This window comes from Acidovorax sp. 100 (assembly GCF_003688355.1).
In the GTDB taxonomy this organism is placed as follows: domain Bacteria; phylum Pseudomonadota; class Gammaproteobacteria; order Burkholderiales; family Burkholderiaceae_C; genus Acidovorax; species Acidovorax delafieldii.
This window is the reverse complement of record NZ_REFD01000001.1, coordinates 446,286-465,209: the sequence shown is the minus strand read 5'-3', so window position 1 is coordinate 465,209 and position 18,924 is coordinate 446,286. Positions and strand designations below refer to the sequence as shown.

Here is an 18,924-nt window from a genome sequence, read left to right as displayed (position 1 = left end):
CAACTTCTCAAAAAAGCTTACTTGGCGACCACGCGCACCATTTCCAGGCACTTGTTCGAGTAGCCCCATTCGTTGTCGTACCAGCTCACGACCTTGACGAAGGTGCCGTCCAGCGCGATGCCGGCGTCAGCGTCAAAGATGGACGTGCGGGTGTCGCCACGGAAGTCGGTGGCCACCACCTTGTCTTCGGTGTAGCCCAGCACGCCCTTCAGGGCGCCTTCGGACTGGGCCTTCATTTCGGCCTTGATTTCTTCGTAGGTGGCGGCCTTGTCCAGTTCCACCGTCAGGTCCACCACCGACACGTCGGAGGTGGGCACGCGGAAGGACATGCCGGTCAGCTTCTTGTTCAGGGCAGGAATCACCACGCCCACGGCCTTGGCAGCACCGGTGCTGGAGGGGATGATGTTTTCCAGAATGCCGCGGCCGCCGCGCCAGTCCTTGTTCGAAGGGCCGTCCACGGTCTTTTGCGTGGCGGTGGCTGCGTGCACGGTGGTCATCAGGCCGCGCTTGATGCCCCACTTGTCGTTCAGCACCTTGGCCACGGGAGCCAGGCAGTTGGTGGTGCACGATGCGTTGGAGATGATGGCCTGGCCCGCGTAGGTGTCGTGGTTCACGCCGAACACGAACATCGGGGTGTCGTCTTTTGACGGAGCCGACAGGATGACCTTCTTGGCGCCAGCGTCCAGGTGCTTCTGCGCGGTGACCTTGTCCAGGAACAGGCCGGTGGATTCGATCACCACGTCGGCGCCGACTTCGTTCCACTTCAGGTTGGCGGGGTCGCGCTCTTGCGTGAGGCGGATCTTCTTGCCATTGACGATCAGGGTGTTGCCCTCGACCGCCACGGTGCCCTTGAAGCGGCCGTGCACCGAGTCGTACTGCAGCATGTACGCCAGGTACTCAGGCTCCAGCAGGTCGTTGATGCCCACGACTTCGATGTCGCTGAAGTTCTGGATGGCCGAGCGCAGCACGTTGCGGCCGATGCGGCCGAAGCCGTTGATACCAATCTTGATCGTCATAGGGAGCCTCTTCAAAGTTGCAAAGTCGAAATCATGAATTGGCCGCCGCGCGCCCGCTGGCAGCGGTGCGCAGCGGGCAAAGGGCGTTTTACCGGGCCTTCTTGGCGGGCTTCAGGCGGGCTGCGCCGATGGCCACCAGCACTGCGTCGGCCACGTTCTCTTCGGTGAAGCCGAAGTGCTTGAACAGCACAGGCGCGGGGGCCGATTCACCGTAGGTGTCGATGCCCACCACGGCGGCGCAGCCGTACTTCCACCAGCCGTCGGTCACGCCCATTTCCACGGCCACGCGCGGCACGCCCGCAGGCAGCACACTGCTCTTGTACTTGGCATCTTCGCGGTCGAAGGTGGTCGTGCTGGGCATGGAGACCACGCGAACGCCGATCTTCTTGTCGGCCAGCAGGCGCTGGGCCTTCAGGGCCAGCTGCACTTCAGAGCCGGTGGCAATGATCACGGCCACGGGCTTCTTCTTGAGGCCCACGTCGGCAGGCTCGCTCAGCACGTAGGCGCCGCGCGAGATGTCGCCCAGGTCGCGTTTGGGCGCGTAGGGCAGGTTCTGGCGCGACAGGGCCAGCGCGGTGGGCTTGTTGCGGTTGGACAGGGCCACGCTCCACGCCACAGCGGTTTCTGCCGTATCGGCGGGGCGCCAGACATCCAGGTTGGGAATCAGGCGCAGGCTGGCCACGTGCTCGATGGACTGGTGCGTGGGGCCGTCTTCGCCCAGGCCGATGGAGTCGTGCGTGAACACGTGGATCACGCGTTGCTTCATCAGCGCAGCCATGCGGATGGCGTTGCGGCTGTAGTCGCTGAACGTGAGGAAGGTGCCGCCGTAGGGGATGAAGCCACCGTGCAGCGCCACGCCGTTCATGATGGCGGCCATGCCGAATTCGCGCACGCCGTAGTTGATGTGGCGGCCACCGATCTTTTGGCCGTTTTCGAGCGCGGTCTGCACCACGTTGCCCTGCATGTCAAAGCGCAGATTGGGTGTGCTCTTGGTGTTGGTGAGGTTGGAGCCTGTCAAGTCGGCGCTGCCGCCCAGCAGTTCGGGCAGCGCAGCGGTGAAGGCTTCCAGCGCCAGCTGGCTGGCCTTGCGGCTGGCCACAGTCTCGCCCTTGGTGTGCGCGGCCACCACGGTGTCCACGGCCACTTGCGCAAAGTTGGCGGGCAGGTCGCCCTGCATGCGGCGGGTGTATTCGGCAGCCAGCTCGGGGAAAGCCTTGCTGTAGGCGGCAAACCGTTCGTTCCAGGTGGCTTCAGCGGCAGCGCCAGCGGCCTTGGCGTCCCAGCCGGCGTAAACATCTTCGGGGATCACGAAGGGCTCGCTGGTCCAGCCCAGTGCTTCGCGCGTGAGCTTGATTTCTTCGGCGCCCAGGGGCTCGCCGTGGGCCTTGGCGGTGTTCACGCGGTTGGGGCTGCCCTTGCCGATGTGTGTCTTGCACACGATGAGCGTGGGGCGCTCGGTCTGCTTCTTGGCTTCGACGATGGCTGCGGCCACCTTGTCGGCGTCGTGGCCATCAATGGGCCCGATCACGTTCCAGCCGCTGGCCACGAAGCGCAGGGGGGTGTTGTCGGCAAACCAGGGAGCAACCTGACCGTCGATGCTGATGCCGTTGTCGTCGTACAGGGCGATCAGCTTATTGAGCTTCCAGGCGCCCGCCAGCGACACGGCTTCGTGGCTGATGCCTTCCATCAGACAGCCATCGCCCAGGAAGGCGTAGGTGTGGTGGTCCACCACGGCATGGCCTTCGCGGTTGAACTCCGCAGCCAGCAGCTTTTCGGCCAGCGCAAAGCCCACGGCATTGGTGATGCCCTGGCCCAGCGGGCCTGTGGTGGTTTCCACGCCGGGGGTGATGCCCACTTCGGGGTGGCCGGCGGTCTTGCTGTGCAACTGGCGGAAGTTCTTCAGCTCGCCGATGGGCAGGTCGTAGCCGGTGAGGTGCAGCAATGCGTACAGCAGCATCGAGCCGTGGCCGTTGGACAGCACAAACCGGTCGCGGTCAAACCACTGGGGGTTGGTGGGGTTGTGCTTGAGGTGGCGGCTCCACAGTGCCACGGCCATGTCGGCCATACCCATGGGGGCGCCGGGGTGGCCGGAGTTGGCTTGTTGAACGGCGTCCATGGCCAATGCGCGGATCGCATTTGCCATCTGTTGGGATTGCTGGGTGTTGGCCATGGGGGGAGAGTTCAGGGTGGGTGAGTCGGGGGAAACCCGGCATTTTACCGAGGTGGCTTGCGCTCACCTGAATTCGCAGGCTGCCAGCAGGAAGCCCGGTGGCAATGCACTACAGTGCGGCCCATGCAAGGACTGCATCTCACCGCCGATCTCCATGGCTGCCGTTGCGCCTCCGCATGGCTGCTGGACGCTACCGCCCTGGGCCGCGCCTGTACCGATGCGGTGCGCGCCGCTGGCCTCCAGCCTGTGGGGCATTTGTTCCATGAATTTCCTGCCACCGAGCATGGCCCCGGCGGGGTGACTGCCACGGTGTTGCTGGCCGAGTCGCACCTGTGCGTGCACACGTGGCCCGAGCAGCGCGGCGTGACGCTGGATGTGTATGTGTGCAATTTCGGCGCCGACCATTCGGCCAAGGCGCGTGCGCTGATGGAAGCCCTGCTGGCTTTGTTCGACCCCACCACCGTGGAGCGCCATGCGCTCCAGCGGGGCTCTGTGAGCGGGGTGGCGGCATGAGTGCCGCCCGCCATCAGGTGCCTGCCCTGCTTCTGGCCGCAGGCCGTGGCGAGCGCATGCGCCCGTTGACCGACAGCATGCCCAAGCCGCTGCTGCAGGTGCAGGGCCAGCCACTGCTGCAGTGGCACCTGCAGGCTTTGCTGGACGCAGGTGTGGAGCGGGCGGTGATCAACACCGCATGGCTGGGCGAACAGATCAGTGCGTTTTTTTCCAGCGTTTTTGCCTCCAAGCGCAGGAAAAATATGCCTGAGCAGCTATCAATTTCATACTCCCACGAAGGGGTGGACTTTGGCGGCGCGCTGGAAACCGCTGGCGGCATCGCCCGTGCATTGCCGCAGCTCGGCCCGGTGTTCTGGCTGGCCGCAGGCGATGTGTTTGCGCCCGATTTCGTATTCGACAGCGCAGCGGTGGCGGCCTTCGAGGCCAGCGATCATTTGGCCCACCTGTGGCTGGTGCCCAATCCGGCGCACAACCCGCGTGGCGACTTTGGCTTGTCGGCAGACGGGCTGGCGCTCAACCTGCCCGCCGACGACCCCGCGCCACGCTACACCTATAGCACCATCGCCCTGTTGCGCGCCGAGCTGTTTGCAGCGCCGTGGTGCGACATTCCGCCCGGAAACCCCAGCGGCATCAAAGCCCCGCTGGCGCCGCTGCTTCGCCGTGCAATGGACAATGGCCGCGTCAGTGCGCAGCTCTACACCGGCCGCTGGACCGATGTGGGCACGCCAGAGCGGCTGGCCGAACTCAATTCCTATTCTCACGACGCGCCATGAACACCACCGTGCCTGCCTCTGTCTATGCCCAGCGCCGCGCGCACCTGGCTGCCCAGCTGGGCCCCGGCGGCATTGCCATCATTCCTACGGCGCTGGAGCGTCCGCGCAACCGGGACAGCGACTTTCTGTTCCGCCACGACAGCTACTTCTATTACCTGACAGGCTTTACCGAGCCTGGCGCCTGCCTGGTGCTGGCGCACGATGGCCGCAGCACGCTGTTCTGCCAGCCCAAGGACCTGGAGCGTGAGATCTGGGACGGCTACCGCCTGGGCCCGGCTGCCGCGCCTGCGGCCTTGGGTGTGGACGCCGCGCATTCGATGGCCGAACTGGACAGCAAACTGCCACGCCTGCTCGAAAACACGGCCTGCGTCTGGTACCCGTTTGCCACGCACAGCGGCCTAGCCGCGCGCGTGGAGGGCTGGCTCAATGTGGTGCGGGGGCGTGTGCGCTACGGCGCCATCTGCCCTGCCGAGCAGAACGATTTGTGCACGCTGCTCGACGAGATGCGCCTGTTCAAGGACGCGCATGAGCAGGACATCATGCGCCGTGCCAGCGCCATCAGTGCGCGGGCCCACATCCGCGCCATGCAGCGCTCGGCCCGCATGCTACGCGCCGGGGAGGATGTGCGCGAATACCACCTTGACGCCGAGCTGCTGCACGCGTTCCGCGACGCGGGCTCGCAGTACCCGGCCTACAGTTCCATCGTGGCGGCGGGCGCGAATGCCTGCGTGCTGCACTACCGGGCCGATACCGCACCGGTGCGTGATGGCGAGCTGGTGCTGATCGACGCGGGTTGCGAGCTGGACAGCTACGCCAGCGACATCACGCGCACCTTCCCCGCCAACGGCAAGTTCACGGGCCCGCAGCGCGCGCTGTACGACCTGGTGCTGGCCAGCCAGGATGCGGCTGTGGCTGCCACCAAGGCAGGTGCACGCTTCAACGACCCGCACGACGCCACGGTGGCCGTGCTGGCGCAGGGCATGCTGGACCTGGGCCTGCTCGACAAGAACAAGGTGGGCACCGCACAGGACGTGATCGACAAGCGCGCCTACTTCCAGTTCTACATGCACCGCACCAGCCACTGGCTGGGCATGGATGTGCACGACTGCGGCAGCTATGTGGAGCCCGACGAAGTCGGCCAGGTGAGCGAGCGCAAGGACCCGCTCTCGGGCGAAACGATCACCAATCGCCCCAGCCGCATCCTGCGGCCCGGCATGGTGCTGACCATCGAGCCCGGCATCTACGTGCGCCCCGCCGACGGTGTGCCCGAGCAGTTCCACAACATCGGCATTCGCATCGAAGACGATGCCATCGTCACCGAGACGGGTTGTGAGCTGATCACGCGCGGTGTCCCGGTGAAGGCCGACGAGATCGAAGCGCTGATGCGCGCCTGAGCGTGGGCAAAACCATGGCCGTGGACAACACTGCCGGGGCAGACGCGGCGCGCGCTCCGGCGCAACCCGGCAAGTGGCGGCTGGGCGGTGCGCTGTGGCTGCTGGGCATGCCCGGCGTGGTGGCGGTGGTCTGGGCGCTGCTGCCCACCCTGAAGGCCAACGAAGCCCTGCTGCCGCTGCCACCAGGGGTCGTGCTGGTGCTCAGCGGGTTGCAGACGGCGGTGCTCCTGGCGCTGGCCGTGGCGCTCGGGGTGTGGCTGGCGCCTCGCGTGGGCCTGCAGGCGCCCGCCATGTCTTCCTGGCTGGCCGGCCGGCCCGCAGGGCCCGCGCTGCGGGCTCAACTCCTGCCCGGAGTCTGCGGTGGGGTGGCGGGCGCTGCGTGGCTATGGGGGCTGTCCCGCCTGGCGCCCACGGCGCTGCAGCCCTCCGATCCTGCCAGTGCCATGCCATTGGCGGTCAAGTTGCTGTATGGCGGCATCACCGAAGAGCTGCTGGTGCGCTGGGGCGTGATGACCCTGCTGCTGTGGCTGGGCTGGCGCCTGCTGCAGCGTGGTCAGGGGCGGCCCGGCAAGGGGCTGGTGGCTGCGGCGGTGGTGCTCAGCGCTGTGTTGTTTGCCGTGGGGCATCTGCCTGCCGCGCAGGCGCTGGCCGGGGTGTTGACCGTGGCCGTGGTGGTGTTCGTGCTGGTGGGCAACACGGCCTTTGGTCTGGTGGCGGGCTGGCTCTATGCGCGCCACGGCCTGGAGGCCGCGGTCATTGCGCACGTGCTGGCGCATCTGCTGTCATCTCCGCTGCTCTGAGAGGCCGAGTCACGGTGTTGCTGCATGGGGTAACTCGCATGTAACCGCTTCGTGTGAGAATTGAAACTCGATTACATCCCCAACGACCGAGAGAAAAGAGACATGTCCATGCCTACCCGCCGCGCCACCAAGATTGTTGCCACCCTGGGTCCTGCATCGAGCGACCCGGCGCTGCTGGAGGCGATGATCCGAGCGGGGGTGAACGTGGTGCGGCTGAACTTCAGCCACGGCAAGGCGCAGGACCACATCGACCGCGCCGCCACCGTGCGTGCGGCCGCCCAGCGCGCAGGCCGCGAGGTGGCCATCATGGCCGACCTGCAGGGGCCCAAGATCCGCGTGGGCAAGTTTGCCGAAGGCAAAGTGCAGCTGGAATCGGGTGCCAAATTCGTGCTCGACGCCTCGCGCACCGAGCTGGGCGACATCGAAGGCGTGGGGCTGGACTACAAGGAGCTGCCGCGTGACGTGAAAGCGGGTGACCTGCTGCTGCTCAACGATGGCCTGATCGTGCTCACCGTGGATGCGGTGCGCGGCGAAGAAGTACACACTACCGTCAAGGTGGGCGGCGAGCTGTCGAACAACAAGGGCATTAACAAGAAGGGCGGCGGCCTCACGGCACCGGCCTTGACGGCCAAGGACATGGAAGACATCCGCACGGCCATGAGCTTCCAGGCCGACTATGTAGCGGTGAGCTTTCCCAAGAACGCGACCGACATGGAAATGGCGCGCCAGCTGTGCAATGTGGCTGCTTCCGAGTACCGCCACAAGCCGGGCCTGATCGCCAAGATCGAGCGCGCCGAGGCCATCCCGCACCTGGAGGCCATCCTGCGCGTGAGCGACGGCATCATGGTGGCCCGCGGCGACCTGGCCGTGGAAGTGGGCAACGCGGCCGTGCCGGCGCTGCAAAAGAAGATGATCCGCATGGCGCGCGAGCTGGACAAGGTCGTAATCACCGCCACGCAGATGATGGAAAGCATGATCACCAACCCCGTGCCCACGCGCGCCGAGGTGAGTGACGTGGCCAACGCCGTGCTGGATGGCACCGACGCCGTGATGCTGAGTGCCGAGACGGCCGCAGGCCGCTACCCGCTCGAGACCGTGGAAGAGATGGCCACCATTTGCGCCGCGGCCGAAGCGGCGGAAGACCACCAGCTCGATGCCGACTTCACCGGCCAGACCTTTGGCCGCATCGACCAGTCCATTGCAATGGGCGCACTGTTCACCGCCCACCACCTGGGCGCCAAGGCCATCGTCGCCATGACCGACAGTGGCGCGACGGCACTGTGGATGAGCCGGCACAGCATCCGCATCCCCATCTACGCGCTCACCCCCAAGGTGGCCACGCAACGCAAGATGGCCATGTACCGCAACGTGCGCCCTTTGCTGATGGACACCAGTGCCGACCGCGACACCGCGCTGGATCAGGCAGAGCGCCACCTCAAGAGCCGCAACATCGTGCAAAAGGGGGATGTGTACGCCATCACCTGCGGTGAGCCCATGGGCGCACCCGGCGGCACGAACATGCTGAAGATCTGCGTGGCCAGCTGACCGATCGAGGGGTTGCACCCTCACCGCTGCGGGGCAGCGTCCCGGGCAGGAGTCCGGCGGCGCTGGGCGGCGGTCAGTGCGAGTTGCCTTGTGGCGACTTGTGCTCCAGGGCTGCTTGCCAGCGCGGTGCGCGCGCGGCCAGTGCGTGGATGGCCGCCGCTGCCAGCCCCCCGGTGACCAGGCCCGCCAGCACATCAGACGGGAAGTGCACTCCCAGGCAGACGCGGCTCCACACCATGGCGGCTGTGACCGCTGCGGCCAGCCAGGTCAGCCCGCGAACCGGCCGCAGGGCGAGACTGGCCGCCAGCGCGGCGGCTCCCGCCACATGCATGCTGGGAAAGCCTGCGCGCGCGGCATGCTCGATCCACTGGACGCCAATGCCCAGCTGCGAAGGCCGCGGCGCCGGCACCGCCAGTCGCAACAGCTGTACTCCTACCCACGCCAGGGCCATGGACGCGAGCGCCAGCGCCAGGGCGCGCCGCTGCGCTGCGTTGCCCAACACAAAGCTGCCGAGCAGCAGGCCGCCCATGGCGGTGGGTAGTTGCTGTGACACCCACCGTGCCACCGTCACCACGGCAGGCAAGGTCGCGGCGTCGGCATTGAGGGCCTGAAACAGGGCCAGATCGAGTTCAAGCATGGGAGCTGTCCGGTGGCGTGGTGGTGCTGGCAAAATGCGGGAAGCGTGGACGCAGAGCCGTGGCAGCCAGGTCGCAAAGCCAGCCGGTGACCCAGCACAGCCAGCCCGTCCACAGTGTGTGGCTCATGAAATGGGCGCCTCGCACCTGCTGGGCTGCACCCAAGACGAACCCCGCCAGCAACGCACCCGCCAACCACCAGCGTGCGGCCGAAGGTACCTTGTGGCGCAATGCGAAGTAGCCTCCCAAAAAGGCGAATCCGGCCGACGCATGGCCCGCCGGAAAACAGCGGCCGCTACCGCCATCGAGCACGCCCAGCGCCCAGTGCGACACATGGCGCGCCACGCCGCCAAATTGTGCGAGGTCCCACGGGCAACTGGTGGCGCTGAGGTTCTTGGTGATGCTGACCACGGCCAGCGAGAGCAGGGCGCTCACGGCCATCTGCAGGCGCTCGCTGGCGTCCAGCTTGCGCAGAAAGCCGCGCGGCCACCACACGCTCAGCGCCAGCAGCAGCACCAGCAGCCAGCCCAGACGGCGGGCGCCTTCATGCAGCACCTGCACAAAAAACCACTGGTCCCGCATCGGAAACCCGTTGGACGATCCAAACACCTGCGCAAACGCCAGGTCCTGCCCTGCGGCATCCCAGGCCACCACACAGGCCAGAGCGCCCAGGGTCCAGAAAAGCAGCGTGTGGCGTTGAGAGGGGGCGTGGGGTGTGATGGGCGCGATGGACGGCGTGACGGGCGAAGGCTGCATGTGCCGGAAGATAGGCGGGCGTACTTAACGCCGTCTTAAAGCCGGCGCTGCCCTTGTCCCGCCCCTGTCCGATGGGCTGCGACAATGCCTGCATGCGAATACTCGTGGTCGAAGACGATGCGGGCATAGCCAGTGGCCTGCGCAGCAATCTGCAGCAACGCGGCTATGCGGTGGATGTCAGTGACGGCGTCGCCAGTGCCTGGAGTGCCCTGCGCGCTGAGCGTTTTGACGCTGTGCTGCTGGACCTGGGGTTGGTGGACGGTGACGGTAGCGAACTGCTACGGCGTCTGCGCCTGAGCCCGCCCGCCACCGGGGCTGCGTCGGCAGCTCTGCCGGACCCCGCTACGCCTGTCCTCATCGTCACGGCGCGTGACCAGGTGCACCAGCGCATCGCGGGGCTGGACCAGGGCGCCGATGACTACCTGACCAAGCCCTTTGATGTGGATGAATTGGACGCGCGTTTGCGGGCGCTGCTGAGGCGCGCGGCGGGACGGACGTCGCCCACCATCCGTCTGGGCGATATCGAGCTGGATCCAGCGACCCGCACGGTGCGCCAGCAAGGCAAACCCGTGGAAATGTCTCCGCGCGAGTTTTCCGTGTTGTTGGTGCTGCTGGAGGCGCGGGGCCGGGTGCTGTCGCGCCAGCAGATCGAGGAACGCCTGTACAGCTGGGATGCCGCTGTGGAGAGCAATGCGGTCGAGGTCCACATCCACCACCTGCGCCGCAAGCTGGGCAGTGCCTGTATCCAGACCATGCGCGGGGTGGGTTACTTCATGCCGCAGGAGAAACCCCCGTGAACGCACCCACCGCTCCTCGCACGGCGCCAGCGCGTCGCCCTTCGCTGACCCGGCAACTGTTGTTATGGTCGCTGGGGGCTCTGGCCATTGTCTGGGGCAGCTTCGTCTTCATTGGCTACCAGACCGGTGTGCATGAGGCCGACGAGCTGACCGACGGGCACCTGGCCAGCGTGGCCGCGCTGCTGCTCAACCTGCGGGCCACCGAGGCGATGCAAGGCCCGCAGCGTACCGAGCGCACCCCTACGCCCTGGCTCAAATCGCACGATTACCAGCAGACCATCAGCGTGGTGCAGTGGGATGCGCAGGGGCGGGTGCTATCCCTCACGGGTTCGGTGCCCGAGCCGCCTTTCAGCGATGCCGAGGGGTTTGCCGACCTCACGCTGGGCCCGGACAAGGTGGCCTGGCGCAGCTTCTCCCAATGGGATGCCGGGCGCACCCGCAAGATCATGGTGATGCTGGAGCTGCGCGAGCGGGACGAGCTGGCGGATGACATTGCCGGACAGCTCATCGAGCCCGGTCTGTGGTTGCTGCCTGTGGTGTCTCTGGCCCTGGGGCTCGCGCTGTGGCGCGGCTTGCGGCCTTTGTACGCGCTGTCGGCCGACGTGGCGGCGCTGGACCCGACCAGTACCCAGCGGCTGGCATCGCGCCATGCCTGGAACGAGTTCGAGTCGGTCGTGGCATCGATCAACACCTTGCTGGACCGCCAGCAGGTCGCCATGGTGCGCGAGCGCCGCCTGGCCAATGAGGTGGCCCACGAATTGCGCACCCCGCTGTCCTCCATCGCGCTGCAGGCCAGCGCCCTGGCGGGGGAGCTGACGGAAGAGGCCCGGGCCCAGTCGCTGGCGCGCATCGGCCAGGATGCTCTGCGTGCGGGTCACGTTCTCAACCAGCTGCTGGCCCTGGCCCGCGCCAGCCGGGCCGAGCTGCACGAAGCCAAGGCGCCCGTGGACCTGAGCGCACTGGCGCGGTCGGTGTGCGCCGACTATGCCCAGGCGGCGTGGAAACGCGGCGACGACCTGGCCCTGTCGGCCCCGCCCGCGCTCACCGTGCCCGGCCATGCGGTGTTGCTGGACATCGCAGTGCGCAATCTGGTGGAAAACGCGCTCAAGCACACGCCCGAGGGCACGCAGATTGCGGTCCAGCTGGGCTCCGCCGACGCTGGTGGCGCGTGGTTGCAGGTGTGTGACGACGGGGCACGCCACCAGGTGGGGAGCGCGGCGGGTCGCACAGCAGCGGTGCCGGTGGACAGCCTGCATCTGGGGCATGAAATCCTGCGCCGCGTGGCGGACATCCATGGGGGGCACTTTGGCGCAGCACCTGCACCAGCGCCGTTTACCACCTGCTACCGGTTGGATTTGCCATCGCCGCCCGTATCGGCCCCCGGTTAAAATTACGAGTTACCAAGCGGTTACCACCGCGTTGCCAGGTGCTACAGCGCCTCGCGCCCTCCTTCATCAACCCACCACGGACCCCACGACCATGCCCCTCGTTTCGATGCGCGAACTGCTCGACCATGCCGCTGCCAACAGCTATGGCATCCCTGCCTTCAACGTCAACAACCTGGAGCAGGTGCAGGCCGTGATGGCTGCTGCGGACGAAGTGGGCGCTCCCGTCATCCTGCAGGCCAGCGCTGGCGCACGCAAGTACGCGGGCGAGCCCTTCATCAAGCACCTGATCCAGGCGGCGGTCGAGGCCTTCCCCCACATCCCGCTGGTGATGCACCAGGACCACGGCACCTCGCCCAAGATTTGCCAGGGTGCCATCGACCTGGGCTTTGGCTCGGTGATGATGGACGGCTCGCTGATGGAAGACGGCAAGACCCCTTCGTCCTTCGACTACAACGTTGAAGTGACGCGCAAGGTGGTGGACATGGCGCACAAGGTGGGCGTTACGGTCGAAGGCGAACTGGGCTGCCTGGGCAACCTCGAAACCGGGGACGCGGGCGAAGAAGACGGCATTGGTGCCGTCGGCAAGCTCGACCACAGCCAGATGCTGACCGATCCCGAAGAAGCCGCCGTGTTTGTGAAGGCCACACAGTTGGACGCCCTGGCCATCGCCATCGGCACCAGCCATGGCGCCTACAAGTTCAGCCGCAAGCCCACGGGCGACATCCTGGCCATCAGCCGCGTGAAGGAAATCCACCAGCGCATCCCCAACACCCACCTGGTGATGCATGGCTCCTCGTCGGTGCCTGCCGAGTTGCTGGCCATCATCAACCAGTACGGCGGCAAGATGAAGGAAACCTACGGCGTGCCCGTCGAGGAAATCCAGGAAGCCATCAAGCACGGCGTGCGCAAGATCAACATCGACACCGACATCCGCCTGGCCATGACCGGCGCGGTGCGCAAGTTCCTGGCTGAGAACCCCGACAAGTTCGACGCCCGCGAATGGCTCAAGCCCGCCCGCGAAGCGGCCAAGCAGGTGTGCAAGCAGCGTTACCTGGAGTTCGGCTGCGAAGGCCAGGGCAGCAAGATCAAGGGCCTGAGCCTGCAGGCCGTGGCCGCCCAGTACGCCTCGGGTGCGCTGGCCCAAGTGGTGAACTGATCGTTGGCACCAGGCCCTGCGGGGCCGCTGCCCAGCCTGGCTGCTTTGTGCTGCCAGGCTTTTTTTTGCCTGTTTGCGGAGGGAGACTGGGGAGTTCCCTCTACTGCAGACAAAGGCGACAGCGACAAGATTTTCTTCATGTAAGCTCGCGGTCAGCTTGCCCACCGGCAGCGCCGCAAGAAGTGTCCGATACCAGGGCGCTTTCAACACATTTTTCACCAGCTACACCGAGTTGGTTGTTGCATGGCAGAAGCCGTCGAGGGACGGACTTGGGTGCCGTGGGATGATTGAAGGCGAATTCGTATGAACCTTTCTCTATGACTCTGACCATTTCAAAGTTCCGGCGGCTGTTGCCTGTGTTGGCTGTGACGGTGTTCACGGTGGCGTGCGCGCCCCTGACCGTTCCTCCCAAGTCCGAATATCCAGTCGGGCGCGCCCGCCTTGTACTGCCGCCGGGGGCCTGGCAGGACCTGGGCACTTCGGAGGAAGCCGTTGCGGGTTCCGGAGGCCGTACCTCACTTCAAACACGTGACGTGGGGCTCCGTGGTGCGCAAGGCGAATGGCTGGCTGCGCTGCGCGTGCAGACGAACCGCACCAGCGACCTGCGTGGGTCTCCGCAAGGGGTGGGGTATTGCCCGGCGCAACAGGACGTCATGGTGAAGGATTCCGCCGATGGCAGCCCTGTGCGGGCCGATTGCCTGCGCTTTAAGCTTTGGGCGAGCAGCCCCAAGTGGCTTGAAAAGAACCGGCCCGACCTCGTTCAATGGATGGCCAGCCGCCAGATCGCGTTGAAAGCACCCTATTCCCATGTTGCCTATGGTTACGTCACTGAAGCGGGTGTCTGGGTGGTGGTGGATGCACTGGTCGATCAGCGGTTGTTGAGCTCCCGTCCGCGCAACAACGAAGAATTCCTGGTGGCGGGCCGGCCCGCACAGCAGTGGGCCTATGACCTGGCCCAGGCCGTGCGCCAGAGCTCCGGCATGGTGGACGGCCACCTGGCCATTCCGCCCTTCCCATTCCCTGCGCCCACATCCAAACCCTAGCGCGCCAGTCCTCCCCTGCCTGGCGGCCTTGCATAACGATTACGAAACTCGAGGAGACCTCTGATGCAGACAAGCCCCGTCCCGCAGCCGCAGCGTATCGGCGTGCCAAGGGAAACCCTTCCCGGTGAAAAGCGCGTGGCCACCGTGCCCGATGTGGTGGAGAAGCTGATCAAGCTGGGCTTCTCTGTCACGGTGGAGTCTGGGGCTGGGGATGGCGCCAACTTCAGTGACGACGCCTACCGCGCTGCGGGCGCCGAGATCGTGGGCGACGCTGCCTCGCTGTGGGCTGCATCCGATATCGTCTTCAAGGTCCGCCCGCCCAGCAGCGATGAAGTGGCGCTGATGCGCGAGGGCACGACGCTCATCGACTTCATCTGGCCCGCCCAGAACCCTGAACTGATGCAGCAGCTGGCGGCCCGCAAGGCGACGGTGCTGGCCATCGACTGCCTGCCGCGCACGCTCTCGCGCGCCCAGAAGATGGACGCGCTCACTTCCACCGCAGGCGTCAGCGGCTACCGCGCCGTCATCGAGGCGGCCAATGCCTTCGGCCGCTTCTTCAACGGCCAGATCACGGCCGCAGGCAAAGTGCCGCCCGCCAAGGTGTTCATTGCAGGCGCTGGCGTGGCCGGTCTTGCCGCCATTGGCACCGCAGCCAACCTGGGCGCCATCGTGCGCGCCAATGACACCCGTGCCGAGGTGGCCGACCAGGTCAAGTCGCTGGGCGGCGAGTTCGTCAAGGTGGACTACGAGGAAGAAGGCTCGGGCGGCGGCGGCTATGCCAAGGTCATGAGCGAGGGCTTTCAGGCTGCGCAGCGCAAGATGTACGCCGAGCAGGCCAAGGATGCCGACATCATCATCACCACCGCGCTGATCCCGGGCAAGCCCGCGCCAAAGCTCATCACCGCCGAGATGGTGCAGAGCATGAAGCCCGGCAGTGTGATCGTGGACATGGCGGCCGAGCAGGGCGGCAACTGCGAGCTGACCGTGCCCGGCCAGGCCGTGGTGCGCCATGGTGTGACCATCGTCGGCTACACCGACCTGGCCTCGCGCCTAGCCAAGCAGTCTTCCACGCTGTACGCCACCAACCTGTTGCGCCTGACGGAAGAGCTGTGCAAGGCCAAGGACGGCGTGGCCGTGGTCAACATGGAGGACGACGCGATCCGCGGCCTCACTGTGGTCAAGGAAGGCTCGATCACCTGGCCTGCGCCGCCGCTCAAGCAGGCGCCGGCACCCGCGCCCAAGGCGGCCGCCCCGGTGGCCGAGAAGAAATCGAGCCACGGCACAGGCGCACCCATGTCCGCCAAGACGCTGACCATCGTTTTTGCCGTGCTGGCTGTGCTGTTCTGGGCCATCGGTGCCTACGCGCCCGTGGCCTTCCTGGGGCACTTCACGGTGTTCGTGCTGGCCTGCTTCATCGGCTACATGGTGGTGTGGAACGTTACACCCGCACTGCACACGCCGCTGATGAGCGTGACCAACGCCATCTCCAGCATCATCGCCATCGGCGCCCTGGTGCAGATTGCGCCGCCCGATGCGGGCATCAACGGGCGCCCGGACGGGCTGATCCTGTGGCTGGCCTTTGCGGCCCTGGTGCTCACGGCCATCAACATGTTCGGCGGCTTTGCGGTCACGCGCCGCATGCTCGCCATGTTCCGCAAGTAATCCGATAACGACAAGAACAACGAGGAGCACAGAACATGTCCCAAAGTCTCGCTACCGTGGCCTACCTGGGTGCGGCCATTTTGTTCATCCTGAGCCTGGGTGGGCTCTCCAACCCTGAAACCTCGCGCCGGGGCAACCTGTTCGGCATGGTCGGCATGGCGCTGGCCGTGCTGGCCACGGTGTTCGGCCCGCGCGTGAGCCCCGCAGGTGTGGCCTGGATCGTCGGCGCTCTGGTCGTTGGCGGCGGCATCGGCCTGTATGCGGCCAAGGTCGTCAAGATGACCCAGATGCCCGAACTGGTCGCGCTCATGCACAGCCTGGTGGGCCTTGCGGCTTGCCTGGTGGGGTTTGCCAGCTATGTCGATACCTCGATTCAGCTGCAGGGTGCTGAGAAGATCATCCACGAGGTGGAGATTTATGTGGGCATCCTGATTGGTGCCGTCACCTTCAGTGGCTCGCTGATCGCCTTTGGCAAGCTCAACGGCAAGATCGGTGGCAAGCCGCTGCTGCTGCCCGGCCGCCACTGGCTCAACCTGGCGGCGCTGCTGATCGTGATCTGGTTTGGCCGTGAGTTCCTGCGCGCCGAGACCGTCGAGCAAGGCATGGTGCCGCTCATGGTGATGACGGTGATCGCGCTGCTGTTCGGCATCCACATGGTCATGGCCATTGGTGGTGCCGACATGCCGGTGGTGGTGTCCATGCTCAACAGCTACTCGGGCTGGGCGGCTGCGGCCACGGGCTTCATGCTGTCCAACGACCTGCTCATCGTGACCGGCGCGCTCGTGGGTTCTTCGGGCGCCATCCTGTCTTACATCATGTGCAATGCGATGAACCGCAACTTCATCAGCGTGATTGCGGGTGGCTTTGGTTCGGGCGCGGGCACGCCCGCCAAAAAGGGTGAAGCTGCCGAGCCGCAGGGCGAGGCCGTACCCGTCAGCTCCGCTGAGACGGCCGAGCTGCTGCGCGACGCCAAGAGCGTCATCATCGTGCCCGGTTACGGCATGGCCGTAGCCCAGGCGCAGCACACGGTGTACGAGATCACCAAGACCCTGCGCGAGAAGGGCGTGGATGTGCGCTTTGCCATCCACCCCGTGGCAGGCCGCATGCCCGGCCACATGAACGTGTTGCTGGCCGAGGCCAAGGTGCCCTACGACATCGTGATGGAGATGGACGAGATCAACGAGGACTTCCCCGATGCCGACGTGGCAATGGTCATTGGCGCCAACGACATCGTGAACCCCAGCGCGCTGGACGATCCGTCCAGCCCCATCGCTGGCATGCCGGTGCTCGAAGTGTGGAAGGCCAAGACCTCCATCGTGATGAAGCGCTCGATGGCCTCGGGCTATGCGGGGGTGGACAACCCCTTGTTCTACAAGGACAACAACCGCATGCTGTTTGGCGATGCCAAGAAAATGCTGGATGAGGTACTGACCGCGCTCAAGAGCTGACGGGCATAATTCCTCCACAATAAAAGCACGATCGTGCTGAAAAACATCGGCGTGCTTGCAGGACCCCCATAAAACCTACCAGGAGACAATCCCAATGACCGACCGCCCGTGGCTGGCCGCCTATCCACAAGGTGTTCCCGCAGACATCGACACCACGCAGTACAGCTCCCTTGTGGCGCTGATGGACGAGGCGTTCAAGAAGTACGCCAACCGCGTGGCCTACAGCTTCATGGGCAAGGACGTGACCTACGCCCAGACCGATTCGCTCTCCAGTGCGTTTGCTGCCTACCTGCAGGGGCTGGGTCTGGTCAAGGGCGACCGCGTGGCCATCATGATGCCCAACGTGCCCCAGTACCCTGTGACCGTGGCTGCCGTGCTGCGCGCCGGGTTCGTGGTCGTCAACGTGAACCCGCTGTACACGCCGCGCGAGCTGGAGCACCAGCTCAAGGATTCGGGCGCCAAGGCCATCGTCATCATCGAGAACTTCGCCACCACGCTGGAGCAGTGCATTGCGCACACGCCCGTCAAGCATGTAGTGCTGTGCGCCATGGGCGACCAGCTGGGGCTGCTCAAGGGGGCGCTGGTCAACTACGTGGTGCGCAACGTCAAGAAGATGGTGCCGGCGTACACCCTGCCGGGGGCCGTGCGCTTCAACGATGCGGTGGCGCAGGGCACACGCGGCACGCTCAAGAAGCCCGACATCAAGCCGGACGACATCGCGCTGCTGCAGTACACCGGCGGCACCACGGGGGTGAGCAAGGGCGCGGTGCTGCTGCACCGCAACGTGATCGCCAACGTGCTGCAGTCCGAGGCCTGGAACGAGCCCGTGATGAAGAAGGTGCCCGCTGGTGAGCAGCCCACCAGCATCTGCGCGCTGCCGCTGTACCACATCTTCGCGTTCACCGTGAACATGATGCTGAGCATGCGCACGGGCGGCAAGACCATCCTGATCCCCAACCCGCGCGACCTGCCTGCGGTGCTCAAGGAGCTGTCCAAGCACACCTTCCACAGCTTCCCGGCCGTCAACACGCTGTTCAACGGCCTGGCCAACCACCCCGACTTCAACACCGTCAACTGGAAGAACCTCAAGGTCTCGGTGGGCGGCGGCATGGCGGTGCAGGGCGCGGTGGCCAAGCTCTGGCTCGAAAAGACGGGTTGCCCCATCTGCGAAGGGTATGGCCTGTCGGAGACCAGCCCTTCGGCCAGCTGCAACCCCACCACCAGCACCGAATACACCGGCACCATCGGCGTGCCGCTGCCCAGCACCTCCATGAAGCTGCTGGACGATGAAGGCCGTGAGGTCACCACGCTGGGCGAGCCGGGCGAAATCGCCATCAAGGGCCCTCAGGTGATGGCCGGCTACTGGCAGCGCCCCGATGAAACGGCCAAGGTCATGACCGAAGACGGCTACTTCAAGTCGGGCGACATCGGCGTGATGGATGCGCGCGGCTTCTTCAAGATCGTGGACCGCAAGAAGGACATGGTGCTGGTCAGCGGCTTCAACGTGTACCCCAACGAGGTCGAAGAAGTGGTGGCCAACTGCCCTGGCGTGCTCGAATGCGCCGTGGTGGGCGTGCCCGACGAAAAGACGGGCGAGGCCGTGAAGCTCGTGATCGTGAAGAAGGACCCGGCGCTCACCGAAGCGCAGGTCAAGGAGTTCTGCCGCCACGAGCTCACGGGCTACAAGCAGCCCAAGGTGATCGAGTTCCGCACCGAGCTGCCCAAGACCCCCGTGGGCAAAATCCTGCGCCGCGAACTGCGCGACAAGAAGTGACGCGGCCTGCTGGCACGTCACAATCCCCAGGCGGCTTCGGCAGCCTTTTTTGCG

At 65.7% G+C, this 18,924-nt stretch carries 16 protein-coding genes; 12 read left to right on the top strand and 4 right to left on the bottom strand.

What is annotated here, in order from left to right; genetic code table 11:
• Positions 1-17: 17 nt before the first annotated feature.
• Entirely contained in the window at positions 18-1,016 is a 999-nt protein-coding gene (gene gap / locus C8C96_RS02220; protein ID WP_099731861.1) for a type I glyceraldehyde-3-phosphate dehydrogenase, read from the bottom strand.
• 88 nt (positions 1,017-1,104) lie between these two features.
• A complete protein-coding gene (gene tkt, locus C8C96_RS02215; RefSeq protein ID WP_121941282.1) occupies positions 1,105-3,186 on the bottom strand; it encodes a transketolase in 2,082 nt (693 codons plus the stop codon).
• A gap of 123 nt (positions 3,187-3,309) precedes the next feature.
• Here tkt and C8C96_RS02210 point away from each other — a divergent pair, with 123 nt between their 5' ends.
• From C8C96_RS02210 to pyk, 5 genes are all read left to right on the top strand, one after another.
• A complete protein-coding gene (locus C8C96_RS02210) occupies positions 3,310-3,699 on the top strand; it encodes an S-adenosylmethionine decarboxylase family protein (RefSeq protein WP_121941281.1) in 390 nt (129 codons plus the stop codon).
• Positions 3,696-4,472 (top strand): nucleotidyltransferase family protein, encoded by a 777-nt coding sequence (locus C8C96_RS02205; RefSeq protein WP_121941280.1) that lies wholly within the window; start codon positions 3,696-3,698, stop codon positions 4,470-4,472. Before C8C96_RS02210 ends, C8C96_RS02205 begins: the two co-directional genes overlap by 4 nt.
• Positions 4,469-5,866: an aminopeptidase P N-terminal domain-containing protein gene (locus C8C96_RS02200; RefSeq protein ID WP_121941279.1), complete on the top strand. Its 1,398-nt coding sequence runs from the start codon at positions 4,469-4,471 to the stop codon at positions 5,864-5,866. The genes C8C96_RS02205 and C8C96_RS02200 overlap by 4 nt, the downstream gene beginning before the upstream one ends.
• Positions 5,867-5,868: 2 nt before the next feature.
• Positions 5,869-6,666, top strand: a complete 798-nt coding sequence (locus tag C8C96_RS02195; protein WP_233584132.1) for a type II CAAX prenyl endopeptidase Rce1 family protein — start codon at positions 5,869-5,871, stop codon at positions 6,664-6,666.
• 108 nt (positions 6,667-6,774) lie between these two features.
• A complete protein-coding gene (pyk, locus tag C8C96_RS02190) occupies positions 6,775-8,211 on the top strand; it encodes a pyruvate kinase (protein ID WP_056743254.1) in 1,437 nt (478 codons plus the stop codon).
• 73 nt (positions 8,212-8,284) lie between these two features.
• Here pyk and C8C96_RS02185 read toward each other — a convergent pair whose 3' ends face one another.
• Together C8C96_RS02185 and C8C96_RS02180 are read right to left on the bottom strand one after the other, a co-directional pair.
• The gene (locus C8C96_RS02185) at positions 8,285-8,848 is read right to left on the bottom strand and encodes a phosphatase PAP2 family protein (RefSeq protein ID WP_121941278.1); all 564 of its coding nucleotides are present in this window, start codon (positions 8,846-8,848) and stop codon (positions 8,285-8,287) included.
• Positions 8,841-9,602, bottom strand: a complete 762-nt coding sequence (locus C8C96_RS02180; protein ID WP_121941277.1) for a phosphatase PAP2 family protein — start codon at positions 9,600-9,602, stop codon at positions 8,841-8,843. Before C8C96_RS02180 ends, C8C96_RS02185 begins: the two co-directional genes overlap by 8 nt.
• A gap of 92 nt (positions 9,603-9,694) precedes the next feature.
• Here C8C96_RS02180 and C8C96_RS02175 point away from each other — a divergent pair, with 92 nt between their 5' ends.
• The 7 genes from C8C96_RS02175 (at position 9,695) to C8C96_RS02145 (ending at position 18,870) form a co-directional block, all read left to right on the top strand.
• Positions 9,695-10,399 (top strand): response regulator transcription factor, encoded by a 705-nt coding sequence (locus C8C96_RS02175; RefSeq protein ID WP_056068151.1) that lies wholly within the window; start codon positions 9,695-9,697, stop codon positions 10,397-10,399.
• Positions 10,396-11,787 (top strand): histidine kinase dimerization/phospho-acceptor domain-containing protein, encoded by a 1,392-nt coding sequence (locus C8C96_RS02170; RefSeq protein ID WP_121941276.1) that lies wholly within the window; start codon positions 10,396-10,398, stop codon positions 11,785-11,787. The genes C8C96_RS02175 and C8C96_RS02170 overlap by 4 nt, the downstream gene beginning before the upstream one ends.
• 91 nt (positions 11,788-11,878) lie before the next feature.
• A complete protein-coding gene (gene fba / locus C8C96_RS02165) occupies positions 11,879-12,943 on the top strand; it encodes a class II fructose-bisphosphate aldolase (RefSeq protein WP_121941275.1) in 1,065 nt (354 codons plus the stop codon).
• A 317-nt stretch (positions 12,944-13,260) separates the two neighbouring features.
• Positions 13,261-13,986: a hypothetical protein gene (locus C8C96_RS02160; RefSeq protein ID WP_121941274.1), complete on the top strand. Its 726-nt coding sequence runs from the start codon at positions 13,261-13,263 to the stop codon at positions 13,984-13,986.
• 63 nt (positions 13,987-14,049) lie between these two features.
• Entirely contained in the window at positions 14,050-15,648 is a 1,599-nt protein-coding gene (locus tag C8C96_RS02155; RefSeq protein WP_121941273.1) for a Re/Si-specific NAD(P)(+) transhydrogenase subunit alpha, read from the top strand.
• Positions 15,649-15,683: 35 nt separating this feature from the next.
• Entirely contained in the window at positions 15,684-17,096 is a 1,413-nt protein-coding gene (pntB, locus tag C8C96_RS02150) for a Re/Si-specific NAD(P)(+) transhydrogenase subunit beta (RefSeq protein ID WP_121941272.1), read from the top strand.
• A 94-nt stretch (positions 17,097-17,190) separates the two neighbouring features.
• On the top strand, positions 17,191-18,870 hold the full coding sequence (locus C8C96_RS02145; protein ID WP_121941271.1) for a long-chain-fatty-acid--CoA ligase: 1,680 nt from the start codon (positions 17,191-17,193) through the stop codon (positions 18,868-18,870).
• Positions 18,871-18,924: the final 54 nt, after the last annotated feature.